General features: G+C 60.1%; 10 protein-coding genes and 8 pseudogenes. 10 read left to right on the top strand and 8 right to left on the bottom strand.

Annotated elements, in window-relative coordinates; all coding sequences use genetic code 11:
* Nucleotides 1-48 precede the first annotated feature (48 nt).
* From IB272_RS29870 to IB272_RS29860, 3 genes and pseudogenes are all read left to right on the top strand, one after another.
* On the top strand, nucleotides 49-888 hold the full coding sequence (locus IB272_RS29870; protein WP_192445624.1) for a type 1 glutamine amidotransferase domain-containing protein: 840 nt from the start codon (nucleotides 49-51) through the stop codon (nucleotides 886-888).
* Nucleotides 889-1044: 156 nt separating this feature from the next.
* A pseudogene (locus IB272_RS29865) lies at nucleotides 1045-1292 on the top strand (putative quinol monooxygenase); the annotation flags it as partial.
* A gap of 282 nt (nucleotides 1293-1574) precedes the next feature.
* Nucleotides 1575-2309: pseudogene (locus IB272_RS29860) on the top strand (hypothetical protein).
* 595 nt (nucleotides 2310-2904) lie between these two features.
* Here the strand turns inward: IB272_RS29860 and IB272_RS29855 are convergent.
* From IB272_RS29855 to IB272_RS29845, 3 genes and pseudogenes are all read right to left on the bottom strand, one after another.
* Nucleotides 2905-3051 carry a DUF1127 domain-containing protein gene (locus tag IB272_RS29855; protein ID WP_192358502.1) on the bottom strand — a complete coding sequence of 49 codons (147 nt, stop codon included), beginning with the start codon at nucleotides 3049-3051 and terminating at the stop codon, nucleotides 2905-2907.
* Nucleotides 3052-3225: 174 nt separating this feature from the next.
* Nucleotides 3226-3606 (bottom strand): annotated as a pseudogene (locus tag IB272_RS29850) (class II aldolase/adducin family protein); the annotation flags it as partial.
* Nucleotides 3607-4148: 542 nt separating this feature from the next.
* Nucleotides 4149-4451 (bottom strand): DUF982 domain-containing protein, encoded by a 303-nt coding sequence (locus IB272_RS29845; RefSeq protein WP_192445623.1) that lies wholly within the window; start codon nucleotides 4449-4451, stop codon nucleotides 4149-4151.
* 582 nt (nucleotides 4452-5033) lie between these two features.
* Between IB272_RS29845 and IB272_RS29840 the strand changes: the two genes are divergently transcribed.
* Nucleotides 5034-5396 carry an SPW repeat protein gene (locus tag IB272_RS29840; RefSeq protein WP_065376416.1) on the top strand — a complete coding sequence of 121 codons (363 nt, stop codon included), beginning with the start codon at nucleotides 5034-5036 and terminating at the stop codon, nucleotides 5394-5396.
* A gap of 173 nt (nucleotides 5397-5569) precedes the next feature.
* Here IB272_RS29840 and IB272_RS29835 read toward each other — a convergent pair.
* Together IB272_RS29835 and gatC are read right to left on the bottom strand one after the other, a co-directional pair.
* Nucleotides 5570-5812: pseudogene (locus tag IB272_RS29835) on the bottom strand (transposase); the annotation flags it as partial.
* 236 nt (nucleotides 5813-6048) lie between these two features.
* Nucleotides 6049-6316 (bottom strand): annotated as a pseudogene (gene gatC, locus IB272_RS35160) (Asp-tRNA(Asn)/Glu-tRNA(Gln) amidotransferase subunit GatC).
* 322 nt (nucleotides 6317-6638) lie between these two features.
* Between gatC and IB272_RS29825 the strand changes: the two are divergent.
* From IB272_RS29825 to IB272_RS29805, 6 genes and pseudogenes are all read left to right on the top strand, one after another.
* Nucleotides 6639-7115 carry an Hsp20 family protein gene (locus IB272_RS29825; protein ID WP_192445622.1) on the top strand — a complete coding sequence of 159 codons (477 nt, stop codon included), beginning with the start codon at nucleotides 6639-6641 and terminating at the stop codon, nucleotides 7113-7115.
* A 69-nt stretch (nucleotides 7116-7184) separates the two neighbouring features.
* On the top strand, nucleotides 7185-7484 hold the full coding sequence (locus IB272_RS29820; protein ID WP_192445621.1) for a DUF982 domain-containing protein: 300 nt from the start codon (nucleotides 7185-7187) through the stop codon (nucleotides 7482-7484).
* Nucleotides 7485-7495: 11 nt separating this feature from the next.
* Complete coding sequence (locus IB272_RS35155; protein WP_113081016.1) at nucleotides 7496-7774, top strand: hypothetical protein; 279 nt, start codon at nucleotides 7496-7498, stop codon at nucleotides 7772-7774.
* 451 nt (nucleotides 7775-8225) lie between these two features.
* Nucleotides 8226-8789: a ubiquinol-cytochrome c reductase iron-sulfur subunit gene (gene petA, locus IB272_RS29815; RefSeq protein WP_192358537.1), complete on the top strand. Its 564-nt coding sequence runs from the start codon at nucleotides 8226-8228 to the stop codon at nucleotides 8787-8789.
* Nucleotides 8790-8852: 63 nt separating this feature from the next.
* Nucleotides 8853-9078: pseudogene (locus tag IB272_RS29810) on the top strand (transcriptional regulator); the annotation flags it as partial.
* A gap of 330 nt (nucleotides 9079-9408) precedes the next feature.
* Nucleotides 9409-9599: pseudogene (locus tag IB272_RS29805) on the top strand (cold-shock protein).
* Between the two features lie 97 nt (nucleotides 9600-9696).
* On the opposite strand, the gene IB272_RS29800 reads toward IB272_RS29805, so the two are convergent.
* The 3 genes and pseudogenes from IB272_RS29800 to IB272_RS35145 all read right to left on the bottom strand — a co-directional run bounded on the left by IB272_RS29800 (nucleotide 9697) and on the right by IB272_RS35145 (nucleotide 15246).
* Nucleotides 9697-10239: a hypothetical protein gene (locus IB272_RS29800; protein WP_192445619.1), complete on the bottom strand. Its 543-nt coding sequence runs from the start codon at nucleotides 10237-10239 to the stop codon at nucleotides 9697-9699.
* Between the two features lie 483 nt (nucleotides 10240-10722).
* Nucleotides 10723-11017: pseudogene (locus IB272_RS35150) on the bottom strand (restriction endonuclease); the annotation flags it as partial.
* A gap of 137 nt (nucleotides 11018-11154) precedes the next feature.
* Nucleotides 11155-15246 carry a putative Ig domain-containing protein gene (locus IB272_RS35145; protein ID WP_192445618.1) on the bottom strand — a complete coding sequence of 1364 codons (4092 nt, stop codon included), beginning with the start codon at nucleotides 15244-15246 and terminating at the stop codon, nucleotides 11155-11157.
* Nucleotides 15247-16070: the final 824 nt, after the last annotated feature.

Below are 16070 nucleotides of genomic sequence, written 5' to 3'. Positions count from 1 at the left end.
CCATCCCTGACCGTGCGGTTTGGGAATGGCCTTGGCATGGAGAAAAACATGAAACCCATCCGCACTCTCGCTCTTGCGCTTGCTCTTGGAACAAGTGGCTTCAGCGCACAGGCCGCCAATGTATTGGTCGTCCTTTCCAATTCCGATCACCTCGACCTCAAGGACGGCAAGGTTTTCGAGACCGGCTTCTACCTCAACGAGTTGATGCAGCCGGTAAAGGCGCTCACCGAGGCCGGTCACGACATAACCTTTGCGACCCCGAAAGGTACGGCGCCGACGCTGGACAAGTCCTCCGTGGACAAGATGTATTTCGGCGGCGACGAGGCCGCGATGCAGGAAAGCATCGCCATGCTTGAGAAACTCAGGCTGACCTCGGATAACGCCTCGCCGGTCGTCAGCCTCGCCCGCGTCGAGCAGATCGGTTACGACCATTTCGATGCGGTCTACGTGCCGGGCGGTCATGCCCCGATGCAGGATCTTCTCGTCAGCCCTGAACTGGGCAAGCTGCTCGCCGACTTCCATACGAAGGGCAAGACCACGGCGCTTGCCTGCCACGGCCCCATCGCGCTCCTCTCGGCCCTGCCCGATGCGACGGCCTTCACCACCAAGCTGGAGACAAGCGGTTCGGCCAAGGCCGAGGGCTGGATCTATGCGGGCTACAAGATGACCGTCATCAGCAATCAGGAAGAAGAAATTGCCAAGGGCCTGCTCAATGGCGGGGAGATGAAGTTCTATCCACAGACGGCATTGCAGGCGGCGGGGGGCGATTTCGTCAGCAATGACGCACCGTGGTCTTCCAACGTCGTAACCGATCGTGAACTGATCACCGGCCAGAACCCTGGCTCCGCTCCGGCCGTAGCGGCAGAGCTGCTCAAGCGCTTGAAATAAACCAGCCAGACGATTGGCCAGCGCCGCTCCCGGTCGGGAACGGCGCCTCGGCTTCCTTCCCCCAGTCAGCAGCTTGGGCGTTGCTCCATATCGCAAGCCGAAGCAAGCCTGACAGGACAGACAAATGACCAGCAGCATCAGGTCGTGGCACGCGTCATGACCACACCCGGCAGGAAAGACGCCTTCGAAAAATATGCCGCGGAACTGTCGGTCGCGACGCGGGCTGAAGTGGGATGCCACTTCTATCACCTTCATCGCAACCTCAACCAGAAGGGGTCTACGTCTTCGTTAAGGAATGGGCCTCCCGACGGATCTGGGAACAGCACATGTCCGGCGAAGCCATCCGCGTCTTCAACGCGCAACTGCCCCCGGGAACAATCGCCCACATCGAGATCCATCCCCTAGCCGACCCTGAAACCGCCCTTTACTCCGTCAGCGTGCAAGGGCTGGATCGTGACAGAAGGAACGCCGAAGGAACGCCGATCTCGCGGGAGGGACAGGGCTTCGCCTTCGTTCCCGGTCCGACGCACAGGTGAAAGCATGCGGGCGTAACCGATGCAGTGCATGCGGAAGGCGGAACCATCTTCGCCCAGATCTGGCATGTCGGCCGCATCTTCTCATACCTCCTTGCAGCCCGGCGGTAAGCCGTCAGCTCCACTGGAAACCCGGCGCGCGACGCAAACAGCATGGCTTTCGCCTTCGATGAGGACGGCAACCCCGGTTTCGTGCAGACGAGCGCGCCGCGCGCCCTGGAAACCGAGGGAGTGCGGCGCGTAGTAGACGACTTCGCCAGTGCTGCGACGAATGCGACCAAGGCCGGCTTCGACGGCGTCGAGATACGTGGGGCGCCAATGGCTATCTGATTGAGCATTTCGTCAATCCGACGGTCAACGACCGCACCGATCCCTGCGGAGCCTCGAGGCTTCAAAGATCGAACGCGTTTCCTTCTGGAAACCGTCGAGGCGGCCATCGGCCGGATCGGATCGAACCGTGTGGCGATCCGTCTGTCGCCCTATGGGCAGCTGTTCCAGATGGGACTGTACCCTGAGATCGAGGAAACTTATCTCCATATCGCGACGGAACTTTCGAAGCGCGATCTTGCCTGTGTTCATATCATGGATCAGGCGAGCCGGGGATCGTCACCAACGCCCGCAGGTTTTCTCGCGAAATTCCGGGCGACCTATTCGGGAACCCTGTTTCTGGCGGGCGGTCTTGATCTGGCAATGGCGGAACAACTCGTCGGCGATTGTCTGATCGACCTTCCGGAATTTGGCGAGCCGTTCATTGCCAACCCGGATCTCGTCGCGCGCTTCCGCCATGCTTGGCCCGTCGGAAGGGCCGATCGCGATACCTTCTATGGCGGCTACGCCCGAGGATACACGGACTATCCGGTCATTCGCTACGAGGCACTAATGGCCTGAGAGTTCGCTTGGGGATACGTGTCGCGCCTGATCAATGTCCTCACCATTCTGGTGGTAGCTGCACTCTCGAGTGGATACTCAAATGGTGGGGACCGTCAGGACCCTTACCGGTCACACAAGGTTTCTCCTCGTTAGTAGGGCACGTCGAGAGATGGCGAGATCCAAACCCGTTAGTTGTCCGCCCCTTCGTTCGGCGCGGCCGTCGACTGAACATAGCCGCCCAGCCTCAAATGCAGTCTCAGCTTGAAGGGCATGGCCCCGACCCGACGACTAGTGGGCTTCCCCACCCAGAACGTTCCCGGCCAAAACAAAAAAGCCTGCCGCGGGAGGAGATGCGGCAGGCTTTCCAACACAACGGAACGTCGCCGTTCCGGCAGGCGTCCCTGGGAGGAGTAGGCCGCCTGCATTACGAAGCCATGCGGGAGGAGATGCATTGCTTCGACATTTGAAATGATACACCAATCCTCGACAGTTCCCACGCCTTATACTGCACTGCAGCTATACCGAAAATGCATTCCTGAAATCTCACTCGCGCAAGCAATAACGCCCGCGTCGTCGGCGGGCGTTAAGCAAGTCTAAGACCAGGTGCAGTGCGTTAACGGGCGACCGCGGCGCTGGCCACGTTACGAATCTCCGCGCGGTCAATGCCGACGTCCTGCAGTTCACGGTTCGACATCCGATCAAGCGCGTATACAGTCTGACGGTACTTGCGCCAGTTATGGAAGGAGCGGGCTACGTTCATGACATTCCCCTTTCCTGAGGGTTTGCGACGTCAGCAACCTCTTGGCCCCTGCGTCATTTCGATATTCCCAATATAGTGATTTCAATCGTTTCAAAACAGTGACGACTGCTCATCGCACCCATGCATAAATCGCATGGGTAAGCACCGATTGCGCTGAAAAAATAGGCAAAATGACTTGTAATCGGGCGACTTGGCGCCAAACCGGTGCTTGAGGCTTTTCAGATGCAACCGTGCGCTTTCCGGAGCGCCCTCCGGCATCTGTTTGGCGGTCGCTTTCGAGATGTGGGGATCGGCTGGCAGAAGCGGCCGCCCTGTGCGCATCGCGTTCACTTGCACCTCCGCCACCCGCTCGAGATGATAAAGATCGTCCCGGGCTTCCGCGATGTTCTGTGCGCAGACCATGACGCCATGGTTTCTCATGAAGAGAATATCCGTGTTACCCAGGACACTCGCCAGACGGTCCCCCTCCCGTTCATCGAGGGCCAGGCCGTTATAGTCCTCGTCGACCACCGTGCGACCATAAAACTTCAGCGCGGTCTGCCCGGACCAGTCGATTTCTCCTGCCTACCGGAGCCGACGAAGCTCGAAGCTCCAGGCATCCAGCCTGCCGATCTGTGATTTCGACGGCAACGTGCTGTCGGGCAACGGCGAGCCGGAGGCGACGGCCTTCTACATCCATCCGCGTCTACACAAGATGGCGTGTTCACATGAAGGTGCGGGCGGAGGGTGCGGGGCGTAGATCTCGGCGCTCATGGTTGACTGCCCCACCACAGAGACAATCGGGGCTCTTGAAGATCAGCGCAAAACTACGTGGTTTCGACGCCGCCCTCGACGGGCGCTGCCTACCCGTCTGCCGTGCGACCACCTGGGTCCGCTCGTTATCACCTCCACTATCCGAGCCGCCGCTTGGCATCGCCTGCCTTCGCGCTACTGGTTGATGCCCTGCTCTACCGATGGTTTCCATGGGAGGAAAGCGGATTCCGGGGCAGGCTCACTGCCGCCCGCGCCACCCCACCTTGAAAACCACGCAACAAACGCGGCTTACCGCGCTGGCTAGGGAGGCCGCGAGCGCGGCCCCCCACTCCCCGAATACCGGTTTACGGGTGTACTCGACCGCCGCCGGGCTTGGCCTTGATCATCCACGGCAACACCGCAGGAGCTTTCACAAGGATGCCCTTCCTGTGCGCAAAGGAGCGGAGCGCGTCGCGCGCCACCTGAACTGGTTTGTGGCCGTCATGTGCCAGGTAGCAGGTCTTCAGCGTCGCGTCATGGATGATATCGCGATCTCCTTTGGACCACTCCTCGAGGAAATCGATCGCGTCCTCCAGGTTTGTGATTTCGAGGACCAGATCCTTCCTTTCACGCAGGTAAACTGGTCGGTCAAACATCTTCATGTGCATTTCTACCTCACTGAACTCGTTGGTTTTCAACAAGGAAAGCGCTTTTGGATGGCGCTCTTCGAATTTATTTTCGCGGCTTGGCGAGTTCAAGAGGTAGAGCGCGTATTATGCATCCACGCTTCAGCGTGTCCAACGCTGGAACGAATCCGGCCTTCCGGGTGACAAGAGCTCGCTCGGCTGCCGGCGAGCGGCTTCGCTCAGGGTGGCGCATCCGGTGACCGTCATGAGCGTGAGGAATCATAGGCACCGCAACAAGTTTATCCCTGCGGCGGCTGATACCTCCCCCTTTTGCCGCGATCCGATTGCACGCCGAAATATCCCTACTCTCGTCGGCGGATTGGCAACCGCATATCCAATCTTCGTCGCGGGCCTTCCTCCAAGGGTGTGTTCCCCCACTGTTCGCCTACGCAAAGATCGTCGATCTGCTGAGACAGTCGATGACAATCGCCCTAGTCGTGGTTGCTGCGGCCCCACGAGATGCTCGGGCTCTTGAAGATCGTATTTCGCAAAATTACATCGTTTCGCGCAGCGTGCGCAGCACGCGAAAACACCGTCGATCAAGCTTCATTCGTGGAGGTTGTCATGGAAAATGGACTGATGGAAAGCAAGAAGGCACAGGATTGGCTCAATCTGGTTCTCGCAGTCGCCCTGTTCGTTTCACCTTGGGTGCTCGGCTTCGCCAGCGAAACCATACCGGCGTGGAACGCATGGATTGTAGGAATCTTGCTCGCCGCTCTGGCGGTTGCCGCGCTGTCGGCGTTTGCTGAGTGGGAAGAGTGGTCGAGCCTGGTGCTCGGGGTCTGGCTGATCGTCTCGCCCTGGCTGCTTCAATTCGCGGCGAACGTGAACGCGATGTGGACCCACGTGGTCCTTGGAGCGCTCGTCGCCGCCGTGTCGGCCTGGGCGCTTTGGGACAATCGGCAGAACCCGCATGCTCATGCATGATAGAGAACTGGCGTATGGCCCGCCGCCTCAGCGGCGGGCTTAAACTGTTGACTAGCCCGTCGAAATTTTCGGCGGGTTTTTGTTTTGGGTTTTGCGCTGTCGAGTGGATTGCGGCGGCTTGTATGTGTCGTCACGGCGGCGGCCTTGGGTTAGCGACCCTGGTCAGTACCCTAGCGATGATCGTGACGCGGCTTGGCGTCGGCAAACGAGCGCTCGACCGTCTCCTTGCGGCGTTTGTAGATCGCCTTGCCCCAGGACGTCAGGCGGTTGGCATCGGCGCGCTCGCGGGCATCGGCCCAGACATGACGGGTGACCGCGCGGGTCGCAGCGGCGTTTGATGTGCAGGCGGCCAACAACGAGCAGTCGCCACAGATCGCCGGGTCGGAGCGATAGTGGCGATAGCCGGTGCTATCGGAGTGGTGGCCGGCTTCGTTTCGGAAAGCGGCCGACTTCACCGGAATGCGCAATGAGCACCACCGAAGGTTCGACACTTCGACCGCAGCACGGCCATCATAGAGATCGGCAAGCTTTCGAAGCATCGGATGTGGGCCGGAAATCTCAAGTTCGCTAACACGCGCCACGCAAAGGGGTGCATCGTTTGGCGCGCGATCGCCGGCCGGTGAAATGCTCCAAAGCCCGCGGCTGTCTGTGCTTACTCGAGAATCTTGGGGACCAAGTTGCGCTCACTGAGAGGAGCATTCGCCACGATCTCTTCGGCATGATTGCTTTCGGTCACGACGTCCTAGCGCATTTTCATGTTGGCACAACCGAGGCCATCGGAGGGATGCCTTCGACATCGACCTCCAAAAGTTGCTCGATGAAGGTCAGATTTCGTTCAGCTCGCCACACATTTTTTCAGCCTAGTTTTCGCTGAGTGCGAGACGGGCAATACGTCTAATGGTCGCGCTATCTATCGACATAGGCTCGGTCCGATTTGATGGCTTCCGTCGCTTGTGCAAGATTTTGCCGATCTGAGCCTTCTGCCGCTAACACTGACTGCCTACCAGAAATCTGGCAAGTCAATCTCGACGGCCCGCTGCATTCCGTTCGCTATACGCATCAGTGTCTGATCCGGCGTTCAAGCTGCACTGAGATTTGCAAAAATTCTCCAAGGCGGCACTTGAAGCCGCATTTCACAAATACCAGATCATTTGCCGCCAGCCGCTGACAACAGGGCTGGCAATGCTGGAAGCGCCGTCTTTCGGCGCTCCATACCCATGTTGCTTTCAGGAGGATATGGCTATGGCAACATCTTACGACTACACGCCTCTCTTCCGATCTACCGTCGGCTTCGACCGGCTCTTCAATCTTCTGGAAAACGCCCAGCGCGACCGTTCGACCACCGATTGGCCGCCCTATGACATTGTCAAGACGGGTGACGACAGCTACCGCATCTCGATTGCGGTTGCCGGCTTCGCCGAAGGCGACCTGGACCTGACGTTCCAGACCAATCTTCTCACCGTTATTGGCAAGAAGCAGGATCCTCCGTCCGAAGCCTATCTGCACCGAGGCATCGCCGGCCGCCCGTTCGAGCATCGTTTCGAGCTCGCCGACCATGTCACGGTGCGTGGAGCGGGATTGAGCAATGGTCTGCTGACCATCGATCTCGTCCGGGAAATTCCTGAGGGATTGAAACCGCGCAAGGTCAGCATTGAAGGCGGTTCCGCCCTTGGACGGCCGGACGCCGCGCCGCAGATCGAAGCCCAGAGCGCCGCCTAAACGCAACATCGGATATGGGCGCCGTTTCGATGACGCCCATGGGCACACCTGGTTGGAAAGGAGCGAATTATGAAACCGGATATGTTCGAGAACCCTGTGCGTATTCTCGTCGGCCTTGGATTTCCGACGGAAGTGAGAAGCGTGATGGACGCTTACCGCTATCTGATCGAGTGGCCGATATCGCTCAGGGATGGTCCGCATTCGATTGCGCTCAAGGCATGCCACGCTGCCTTGTGCGGCGAGATCGAAGCTGAGACCGCACGCGGCTTGTTTGCCGCCTTCGCAGAAAAGCACGATCTGCTGGGGCCGGAAACCGACCTCGTCATGCCGACTAATGGGAGGTGGAGTCGGGATCCGCACGTAAGCTGAGGTGAACCGAGATGGACGATATGTTTAAGCAGATTGCGGCAACTGCCGTGAACATCGGACCAGAAGTTCTAGCATCTCACTGGTCGCCGTTTCGACGTCCACGGGATGTGGTGACTGCTCCTGCACTTTCTGTCGATGATAAACGGACCATCCTCGCCGCATGGGCTTCGGACTTTTACGCGATAGATTCGAGGCCGGCGCTCCGTCATATGCCAGGAACGCCTGAGCCGGTTTCAATCGATGAGGTTCGGTCTGCCCTGCGAGAGCTCGATTCGCGGTACGATATCTGACGGAGCTATCTGGCGCCTGCTTCAACACCTCGCCAGCTTTCCGACGGGCGGTTCTCATTGAGGCGGCCCGTAAAAGATATACGGACTGGGAATTCAGTTCACATTGAAGGAATGCCTTCTTCAGACGGCGCGGTGCCAGCTTTCGCTTTTCATTGTTGTTCCGGCGGCCGCTTTTAGCCCTGGAGGAGCGGTAGGCTGCGGTGCGGTTGAGCCGCATCTTCTCCTGGCTGATGGTCTCGCCGTGAGAATTTGTTTGCAGGCGGATTCCAGAGGCTGAGTGGCTGGTCGGAATGAATGACTGGGTGGGTCACGAGTTCCGACGTTCCAATATTCACGATGACGATGTAAAATTGTGAGCCATTCTTACATCTGGGCACCCCGGAGGTTGCCGGGAGAACTGCTTGTCCCCCTATCCCCCAGGGCGAGCAAGGCTTGGCAGGGCCGCAGGATGATGGTTATGGATGAGACGCGAGAACCCACCCGACGCGATTTTCTCTTTCTGGTGACAGCCATGGCAGGGGTAGTGGGTGTTGGGGCCGCCTCCTGGCCATTCATCGATCAGATGCGTCCTGACGCGTCGACGCGCGCGATGGCCTCTATCGAGGTGGACGTATCCTCGCTCGTCGAGGGTATGTCACTGACCGTCAAATGGCGCGGTCGCCCGGTTTTCATTCGCAACCGCAGCCAAAAGGAGATCGAGGCGGCAAGGGCGACCGCGCTTGACGATCTCAAGGACCCCTTGGCTCGGAATGCCAACCTTGCCGATGATCAGCACGCGACCGCCGTTGCCCGCTCTGCCGGGGAGGGGAAGGAGAAGTGGATCGTGATGATCGGGGTTTGCACGCATCTCGGCTGCGTGCCTTTAGGGCAGGCGGGTGACTTCGGAGGCTGGTTCTGCCCGTGCCACGGATCGCACTATGATACTGCCGGTCGCGTCCGCAAGGGGCCCGCACCGGAGAACCTCGCGATCCCCCGCTTCGAGTTCATCTCCGAATCTGTTCTCCGGATCGGATAAGCCGCGCAAGTGCACCAATCGCGGCCACCACGTTTGCCGTGTCGCCGATCGGGTTATTCCGCTCTCTGTGAATTGATGGGCTTCATGCCGATCGACATGATTTTCGAAACCGCTCCCCACCTGTGGGGCAAGACACCGGAAGAGGCAGAGGATCGCCGGACGCTAACCAGGCTCATTGAACGCTTACCGCATGATACCATGCGCGATCTGATCGGGCTCCTGAAGCGCATGACGCCGGCGGAACCGTCGGCGGACACTGGGGGCTACGAGCAGGGGTGAAGGCCGCTAAGCATCCTGGTTGCTTCCGCTCTTGGATAATAGTTGCAGCTATCATAGCATCAGCTAAGACCCCGAACGCGGGTACAATTGGGCCCGACCTCTAGAATCGGCTGGAATTGGCGGCGGTATTCCCTTCAAATTTACTCGACTTTTTGTTGTTCCACGATCGGAACTGCCGGCATGGTTGCACCTTCGTTCTGGTCCCTGGCTACTTTTGTTCCCTCTAATTTTAGGGGTTTCTTATTATCCATAACCGAGAGCGGATCGATGTTCACCCGTTTGCGTGATTGCAGTGAGCCAAGAGGGTGAATAGGCTTCGCACGACTGAACGAGGATGATGATGGCAATCGGTACTGTTAAGTTTTTTAATCAGGACAAGGGTTACGGCTTCATCTCACCTGAGAACGGCGGAACGGACGTGTTTGTCCATGTGTCCGCGGCTGAAGGCGGCAGTCCGCTTCGAGACGGCCAAAAGGTCAGATACGACAAAAGACCGGAAAATCGCGAGCCGAAAACGTCAGGCCAGCCTGAGTTGCCAACTGTACACCAGTGACAACGACGAACGTCGCGAGCCGCGGCTCAACGAAGGACTCGCTGGCCTTCGAAGCGAAGGTCAGCAAACCACAATTCAGTTTGTTTCGAACCGTTCAAGCAGTTTTTGGAGCAGGTTGTTTTCCTGCCGAAGCCGTTCAGCGAGCAGCGCTTTCAGACAGCGATTTTCTTCCTCGAGCGCCGCAAGGTCGTCAATTGCTTCGGGAGTAACGATAACCGTCCGGCTGTCAAGAGGACGATCCCGGCGCGCCGAGTCCTGGCGCTTCAGCTTCGTTTTTTGTGGGATAGCCTTCGGGCGATCCACTTCCAGGGGTAGGATCGGAGCAGAACCGGAAAAAACATCAACGCTACCAGTGCCGCCTTCTGTCGGGTCCGCCAGATCTGCGATTGGGTCAGCAGCCTCGATTACGGCGCCCTCGATTGGCAAAACTTCTGCAGTGGTCTCTGGAGAAGGCAGTTCCATGCGCTGAGCCGGAGCAAACAGATGCGGTGCTTCTGTCTCCGCCGCGCGCACGAGCGCTTTGAGGTCCGTATCGCCCCAAATTGAGGACTGGCTGGTAGTCGACCGCCGGCGAGCCGATTTGACTTCGACGATAAACTTTCGCTGCTGCGGTTTCATGCGGCTCCAACGTTTAAGGGTGCGATATCAGTTTACGGCGTGTCATACCGACCGAGCATTTGTTTGAGCTGCGTATTCTGCAACCGCAACTTTTCTGCAAGCCGGCGTCTTAGTTGCCTGATGTCCTCGTCCAGTGCGGTCATCTCATCGACGAAAGTCATCGGCGGCCGTGAGGGACCGGAACTGCGATCTCCATACTCGACGACTTCGGCCACTGCAACATCGCCGGCGCTCGTTTTCCGGCTGCGCCTCCGCCTTTTCGTCGGCGGTGGCTGTGACGGCCTGGCAGGTTCCGGAAGCATCACCGGAGCGTCGGCAGCTGACCTGTCGACTGTTATAGCGACCGTTCCGTCATCTTCGTCAGCCGCAGCATCGATGTTCGAAACGTCGAGACTGCCATCGCCGATCTTCGAGATGCGACCACTATGATCGTCTCGCCGGATTGATATTTCCTTGGCGTCAATCCGTCCTTCAGCGCGCCCTTCCCCCGTCGATGAGCTTCAAGACAGTGATTGCACAGCGTTTGTCGTAGGCCTGAACGACGAGACGGCGAAACAGCCGATCACGGACAATTCGTGACGAGAATTGTACGACGCGATCGCGCTCCTGCTCGAGTACGAACGGCGCTTGAGCGCCTTCACCAAATCCTTCAGCGGAGATCCAGCGTCCAATTCTCCGGTCCGAGGCAACTCTGGCTCTTGCTCATTGAGGCCAATGCCTACAATGCGATTGAAATAGGTCTTACCGCAGACTGCGCCCGGCCTGAGATCCGCGCGGAACTTACCCATTGCCCCGGCTCACTCCACCTCTGCGTTTAGCCGGAGGAATGAGACATACCGGCCACCTTGTCGAGCGGCAGCGCAGCCCAGCGGCTCTGCCACAAGCGACGGCAAGCCGAACGCCACCAAGCATCCATCAGAAACGCACATGAGCACGTGCCTTCGCGCCAACCGTCTGCTCGCCTTCCCTTTCAATGCCATAGAGCAGCGAGAAGTCGAAATCCCAGTTGATCGCGTTGGAGAGGTTTAGCCCGGCGCTAACTGTTCCGAACGCGCCGCTATTGTCCAACGCGGCAAATCCGGCTGTGAAACCGAAGCGGGGCGTCAGCAGCAGGCCGTTTTCGAGCCGGTAAGCCCGCTCCAGTTCCGCCCCGAGGCTGAGCCGCAGTTGATCCTGGGTGAACCCTTGCAGATCGACTTTGGTACCGCCGCCGTTCGAGACGCTATAGTCCTCGACTTTCTCGTTGAGGAAGACGGCCCGCAACGCAGGCGTCAGCACGGTTGCATCCCCGAGTTGCCATTGCCCCTGCAGCTTCGTATCCCACATCATCCGGCGCGTATCGAACGAACCGTCGAAATACTCCGTTTCGACGTCGTTCCAGGAACCGCCGTAAAGCAGGCTGGTATCGAGGAACACACCGGAGCCAAGCTCGAATGAGGCATAAGGGCCGGCCAGCCAGCCGTTACCGGTCAGTTCCGCATCGGCGTCGGTTGGATCGGTCATGCGGTCGAAATGGAACGACAGGCCGATCAGCGCCTTCTCCGCCAGCAGATAGTCGGCGCCGGCAGAGATGAGACCGAAGGTACCCCAGCGTCCGCCATTCTCATCACGTTTGTGCACCGCTACAGTGCCGTCGATCCAGATATTGAACGGCGACATTGCCGCCCCCCCATCGCCCCCCTCTCCCGCCTCTTCGGTGGAGCGAAGCTGAGCCAGACTGGTTGAAAAACCGAGCGTCATTCCGTCTTCTGCGGGCGACATGCTAGTCGAGATCGGGTCGTTGCCCGCGCGGCCCATCTTGCGACGCTCGATCAGCCCCGGCACCTCAATCGCTGTCGACAGGAGATTCTGCCTTGTTCGGACGAAGTCCCGCACCAACCCGTCGATCTCTGCCGCGACCTTCGCCCGATTGTGCACAATCGCGTAGCTGATCGTGCCCGTATTGGATGCGCCGAGCGCGCTTTCCAACCGGTATCCGACGACCGCCGTCCCGACGAAGCCGGGATTGGGCCTGAACTTCAGGTAGTAACCAACCGGTACGAAGTCCCCGCTTGCCGCAAGTTCGCCTTCAATGATCTCGGCCTTGCCGGCAGTGGAGGGCCTGACAAAGGCGATGCCAGCGGCGGTGAACGGTCCGCCTGTCGCGCCAGCGTTCAGGTAGACGTTCCGCGGAGCTTCACCTTTCTCCAGCGTGTAAGACCGGCTTGTCACAGTGACTCCCCGCGCCTTGACGGTCAGTCGATAACTCGCCTCACCGGTATTGCCGATTGCGTCGCGTGCCGCGATCGTCAAGCTATAACTTTTGACTTCAGCGTCAGCGGGCAGCGGGCCCGTTAGTTCGCCTGTGGACACGTTCAGTATCATGCCCTTCGGCAGTTCTCCGCGCGCGTGGCTGTAGAGAATGCCGCCTTGGCCACCCCTTGCGGTCACCCGTGTTAAATAGGTTTCTCCCGCCATAGCGTCCGGCAGGTCGCCGCCCGCTGGCGAGAAAAAGAGCTTCGATGCCGCGACGGTAATATTCACCGTCGCTGGCGCTGAAGTGCCGGTCGCGTTGGTCGCCGTATAGGTGAAGCTGTCCGCACCGGAATAGCCCGGATCCGGCGCATAGCTGATCGACGTGCCGGAAGCGGTCGCCGTCCCATGCGACGGGGCAGCGGCGATCGCGACACTGTCGACCGCGCCACCGGAGAGCGATAGCGTGACCGGATTGGCCGTCGAGTTTGCCGCAACCGTCGCGGAGACGTTGTCCGCGACAGGAATCTGCCGGCCGATCGCAACCGTATAGGCGGCCGAACCGGTCGCCCCGTTCGCATCGCTTACCGCGATCGTGAAGCCATATGCGCCCTCCGTCGTCGGCGTTCCCGTGATCGCGCCGGACGATGCGTCAAAACGTAAGCCCGCCGGCAGCGCGCCCGCCGCAACGGTGTAACTGTAGGGTGCCGTCCCATTCGCCACACTGACCGACTGGCTGTAGGCCCTTCCGACCGTTCCCCCGTCGAGTGCGCCGGCCGCGGGCGTGAAGGCGAAGGTCGGCGCGCTGACCGTGACGGTAACCGTCGCTGGTGTCGAGGTGCCGGTCGCGTTGGTCGCCGTATAGGTGAAGCTGTCCGCACCGGAATAGCCAGGATCCGGCGTATAGCTGATCGACGTGCCGGAGGCAGTAGCGGTCCCATGCGACGGGGCGGCTGCGACCGCGACACTGTCGGCCGTGCCACCGGAGAGCGATAGCGTGACCGGATTGGCTGTAGAGTTTGCTGCAACCGTTGCGGGGACGTTGCCGGCAGTTGGAAGCTGCGGGTTGATGGCAAAGGTTTGAGTAACCGTCGGCGCGGCCAGATAGGCCGCGTTGCCGGGTTGGTCGACGCTGATAGTGCAGGTACCGATGGCAATCGGTGTCAACGTCGCACTCCCGGTGATGGTGCATACGCTCGGCGTGCTCGAGGTGAATACCGACGTCAGGCCGGAACTGGTCGTTGCCGCCAATGTAGAGGCAGATCCCACCGTCTGCGAGCCGGGATTTGCGAAGGTGATGAACTGCGCCGCCACCGGTGTAACCGCGTTTGATGCCGCGGAAGGTGCACCCATCCCGGCCGCGTTGGTCGCGGCGACGGTGAAGGTGTAGGCAGTGCCGTTGGTCAATGCGGTGGCGGTGATGGGGCTGGATGAAGCGGTGAAGTTTGCGCCACCCGGATTGACCGTCAAGGTGTAATCGGTGACCGCTGTCCCGCCATCAGACGTCGGCGCGGTGAACGTGATGGTGGCCCGCGTGTCACCAGCCGTCGCACTGCCTATGAGTGGCGCGCTCGGTACCACCGCATTGACCGTGAAGGAACGGCTGACCTGGGCGGCTGGAAGATAGGACGCGTTGCCCGCCTGATGGGCATTGATCGCGCAGGTGCCCGCGGAAACGAAGGTCAATGCCCCGCCGCTCGTGATCGTACAGACGCCGGTCGTGCTGGACGTGAAGGTCGGTAGTAGCCCCGAATCTGACGTCGCCGTCAGGATCGGCGTGGTGCCAAAATTCTGTGCGCCGGGATTGACGAAGGTAATGGCCTGGGTCGCCGCCGGCGTGATCGAATTGGACGCTGCCGATGCGCTACCGGTTCCAGCCACGTTGGCCGCCGTCACGCTAAAGGTGTAGGCGACGCCATTTGTCAGTCCGGCGACCGTGACGGGACTTGATGCACCGGTGCCCATCGCCCCGCCCGGGTTTGCCGTGACCGTATAGGTTACCGGTGCGCCGCCGGTGGAGGCTGGCGCTATGAAGCTGACGTCTGCCTGTTTATCGCCCGCCGTTGCCGTGCCGATCGTCGGCGCGCCGGGTAGGGCCGGATTGACAAGGAATGATCGCGAGGCCGTCGGCGCCGGATGATAGGCCTCGTTGCCCGCTGCGTCCGCATTGATCGTGCAGGTCCCCGCGGAATGGAACGTCAGCTCGCCATACGGTGTCACCGTGCATACATCCGGTGTGGTGGAACTGAAGACCACCGGTATTCCCGAATTGTTCGTCGCCGACAGTATCGGCGTCGTGCCAAAAGTCTGGGGACCGGGATTGAAGAAGATGTTCTGATAGTTTCTCGGCGTCACCGCCTGAGACGGCGCTGACGTGGGGCCAGTTCCCGCCGCGTTCTTTGCCGCCACCGTGAAGGTGTAGGGCATACCGCTCCAAAGGCCGTGTACCGCAATCGGGCTTTGGGTGCCCACACCGATCTTGCCGTGCGGACTGGACGTCACGATATACTCAGTGACCGCCCCGCCGCCAGTGTCGGCCGGCGGCGTGAAATAGACAAAGGCCCCTTCCGGATCGAGCGGTGTTGCCGTGCCGATAGTCGGCGCTCCGGGTAGGGCCGGATTGACAAGGAATGATCGCGAGGCCGTCGGCGCCGGATGATAGGCCTCGTTGCCCGCTGCGTCCGCATTGATCGTGCAGGTCCCCACGGAATGGAACGTCAGCTCGCCATACGGTGTCACCGTGCATACATCCGGTGTGGTGGAACTGAAGACCACCGGTATTCCCGAATTGTTCGTCGCCGGGCGTCACCGCCTGAGACGGCGCTGACGTGAGGCCAGTTCCCGCCGCGTTCTTTGCCGCCACCGTGAAGGTGTAGGGCATACCGCTCCAAAGGCCGTGTACCGCAATCGGGCTTTGGGTGCCCACACCGATCTTGCCGTGCGGACTGGACGTCACGATATACTCAGTGACCGCCCCGCCGCCAGTGTCGGCCGGCGGCGTGAAATAGACAAAGGCCCCTTCCGGATCGAGCGGTGTTACCGTGCCGATCGTCGGCGCGCCGGGTGGGACAACCAGATAGCTGAAGCCGTTCGGAAGTGTCACCGACCCGCTGCCCGTCGTGACCACGATATCCACGGGGCCAGCCGTTCCTGGCGGCGCGACCGCCGTGATCTGGGTGTCGCTGTTGACGGTGAAGCTTGCCGCAGGGACGCTGCCGAACTTGACCGTTGTGGCTCCAGCCAATCCAGTCCCCGGGATCGTAACCGAGGTTCCACCGGTTGGTGAGCCGGATGCTGGGCTGACGCTGCTTATGGTCGAAACAGCTGCCGTGGCGCCCCCGACCGACCCGCACGTTACAGCGACAGCCACGACCAGCATCCGCAATGCGCATAGCATACGGAAACGTGATCGTAAGATGCTCAGAATCATCGTCGGCAGCGCGACAGAAAGAAACACGGCCGCAAACGGCAGGCTGTTGAACATTCGATTTTGCCTAAACGGGCGTTGTTGCAGGGATCAGACGATGGATGGGAGCAGCCCCATCCATGTCACTTTCATGTGACGCGCTTGAATTCTGGACGGCCAAGTTCGATCATCC

The sequence above is a fragment of the Ensifer sp. ENS08 genome (assembly GCF_014852195.1).
Classification (GTDB): domain Bacteria; phylum Pseudomonadota; class Alphaproteobacteria; order Rhizobiales; family Rhizobiaceae; genus Ensifer; species Ensifer adhaerens.
The sequence above is the reverse complement of the archived record's forward strand: the minus strand, read 5'-3'. Positions and strand labels throughout refer to the sequence as shown.

What these genes read in the sequence shown, in the direction of transcription:
- IB272_RS29870 (WP_192445624.1), top strand. Translation starts at nt 49, where the DNA reads ATGAAACCCATCCGCACTCTCGCTCTTGCGCTTGCTCTTGGAACAAGT.
- IB272_RS29855 (WP_192358502.1), bottom strand. Translation starts at nt 3,051, where the DNA reads ATGAACGTAGCCCGCTCCTTCCATAACTGGCGCAAGTACCGTCAGACT.
- IB272_RS29845 (WP_192445623.1), bottom strand. Translation starts at nt 4,451, where the DNA reads ATGCACATGAAGATGTTTGACCGACCAGTTTACCTGCGTGAAAGGAAG.
- IB272_RS29840 (WP_065376416.1), top strand. Translation starts at nt 5,034, where the DNA reads ATGGAAAATGGACTGATGGAAAGCAAGAAGGCACAGGATTGGCTCAAT.
- IB272_RS29825 (WP_192445622.1), top strand. Translation starts at nt 6,639, where the DNA reads ATGGCAACATCTTACGACTACACGCCTCTCTTCCGATCTACCGTCGGC.
- IB272_RS29820 (WP_192445621.1), top strand. Translation starts at nt 7,185, where the DNA reads ATGAAACCGGATATGTTCGAGAACCCTGTGCGTATTCTCGTCGGCCTT.
- IB272_RS35155 (WP_113081016.1), top strand. Translation starts at nt 7,496, where the DNA reads ATGGACGATATGTTTAAGCAGATTGCGGCAACTGCCGTGAACATCGGA.
- petA (WP_192358537.1), top strand. Translation starts at nt 8,226, where the DNA reads ATGGTTATGGATGAGACGCGAGAACCCACCCGACGCGATTTTCTCTTT.
- IB272_RS29800 (WP_192445619.1), bottom strand. Translation starts at nt 10,239, where the DNA reads ATGAAACCGCAGCAGCGAAAGTTTATCGTCGAAGTCAAATCGGCTCGC.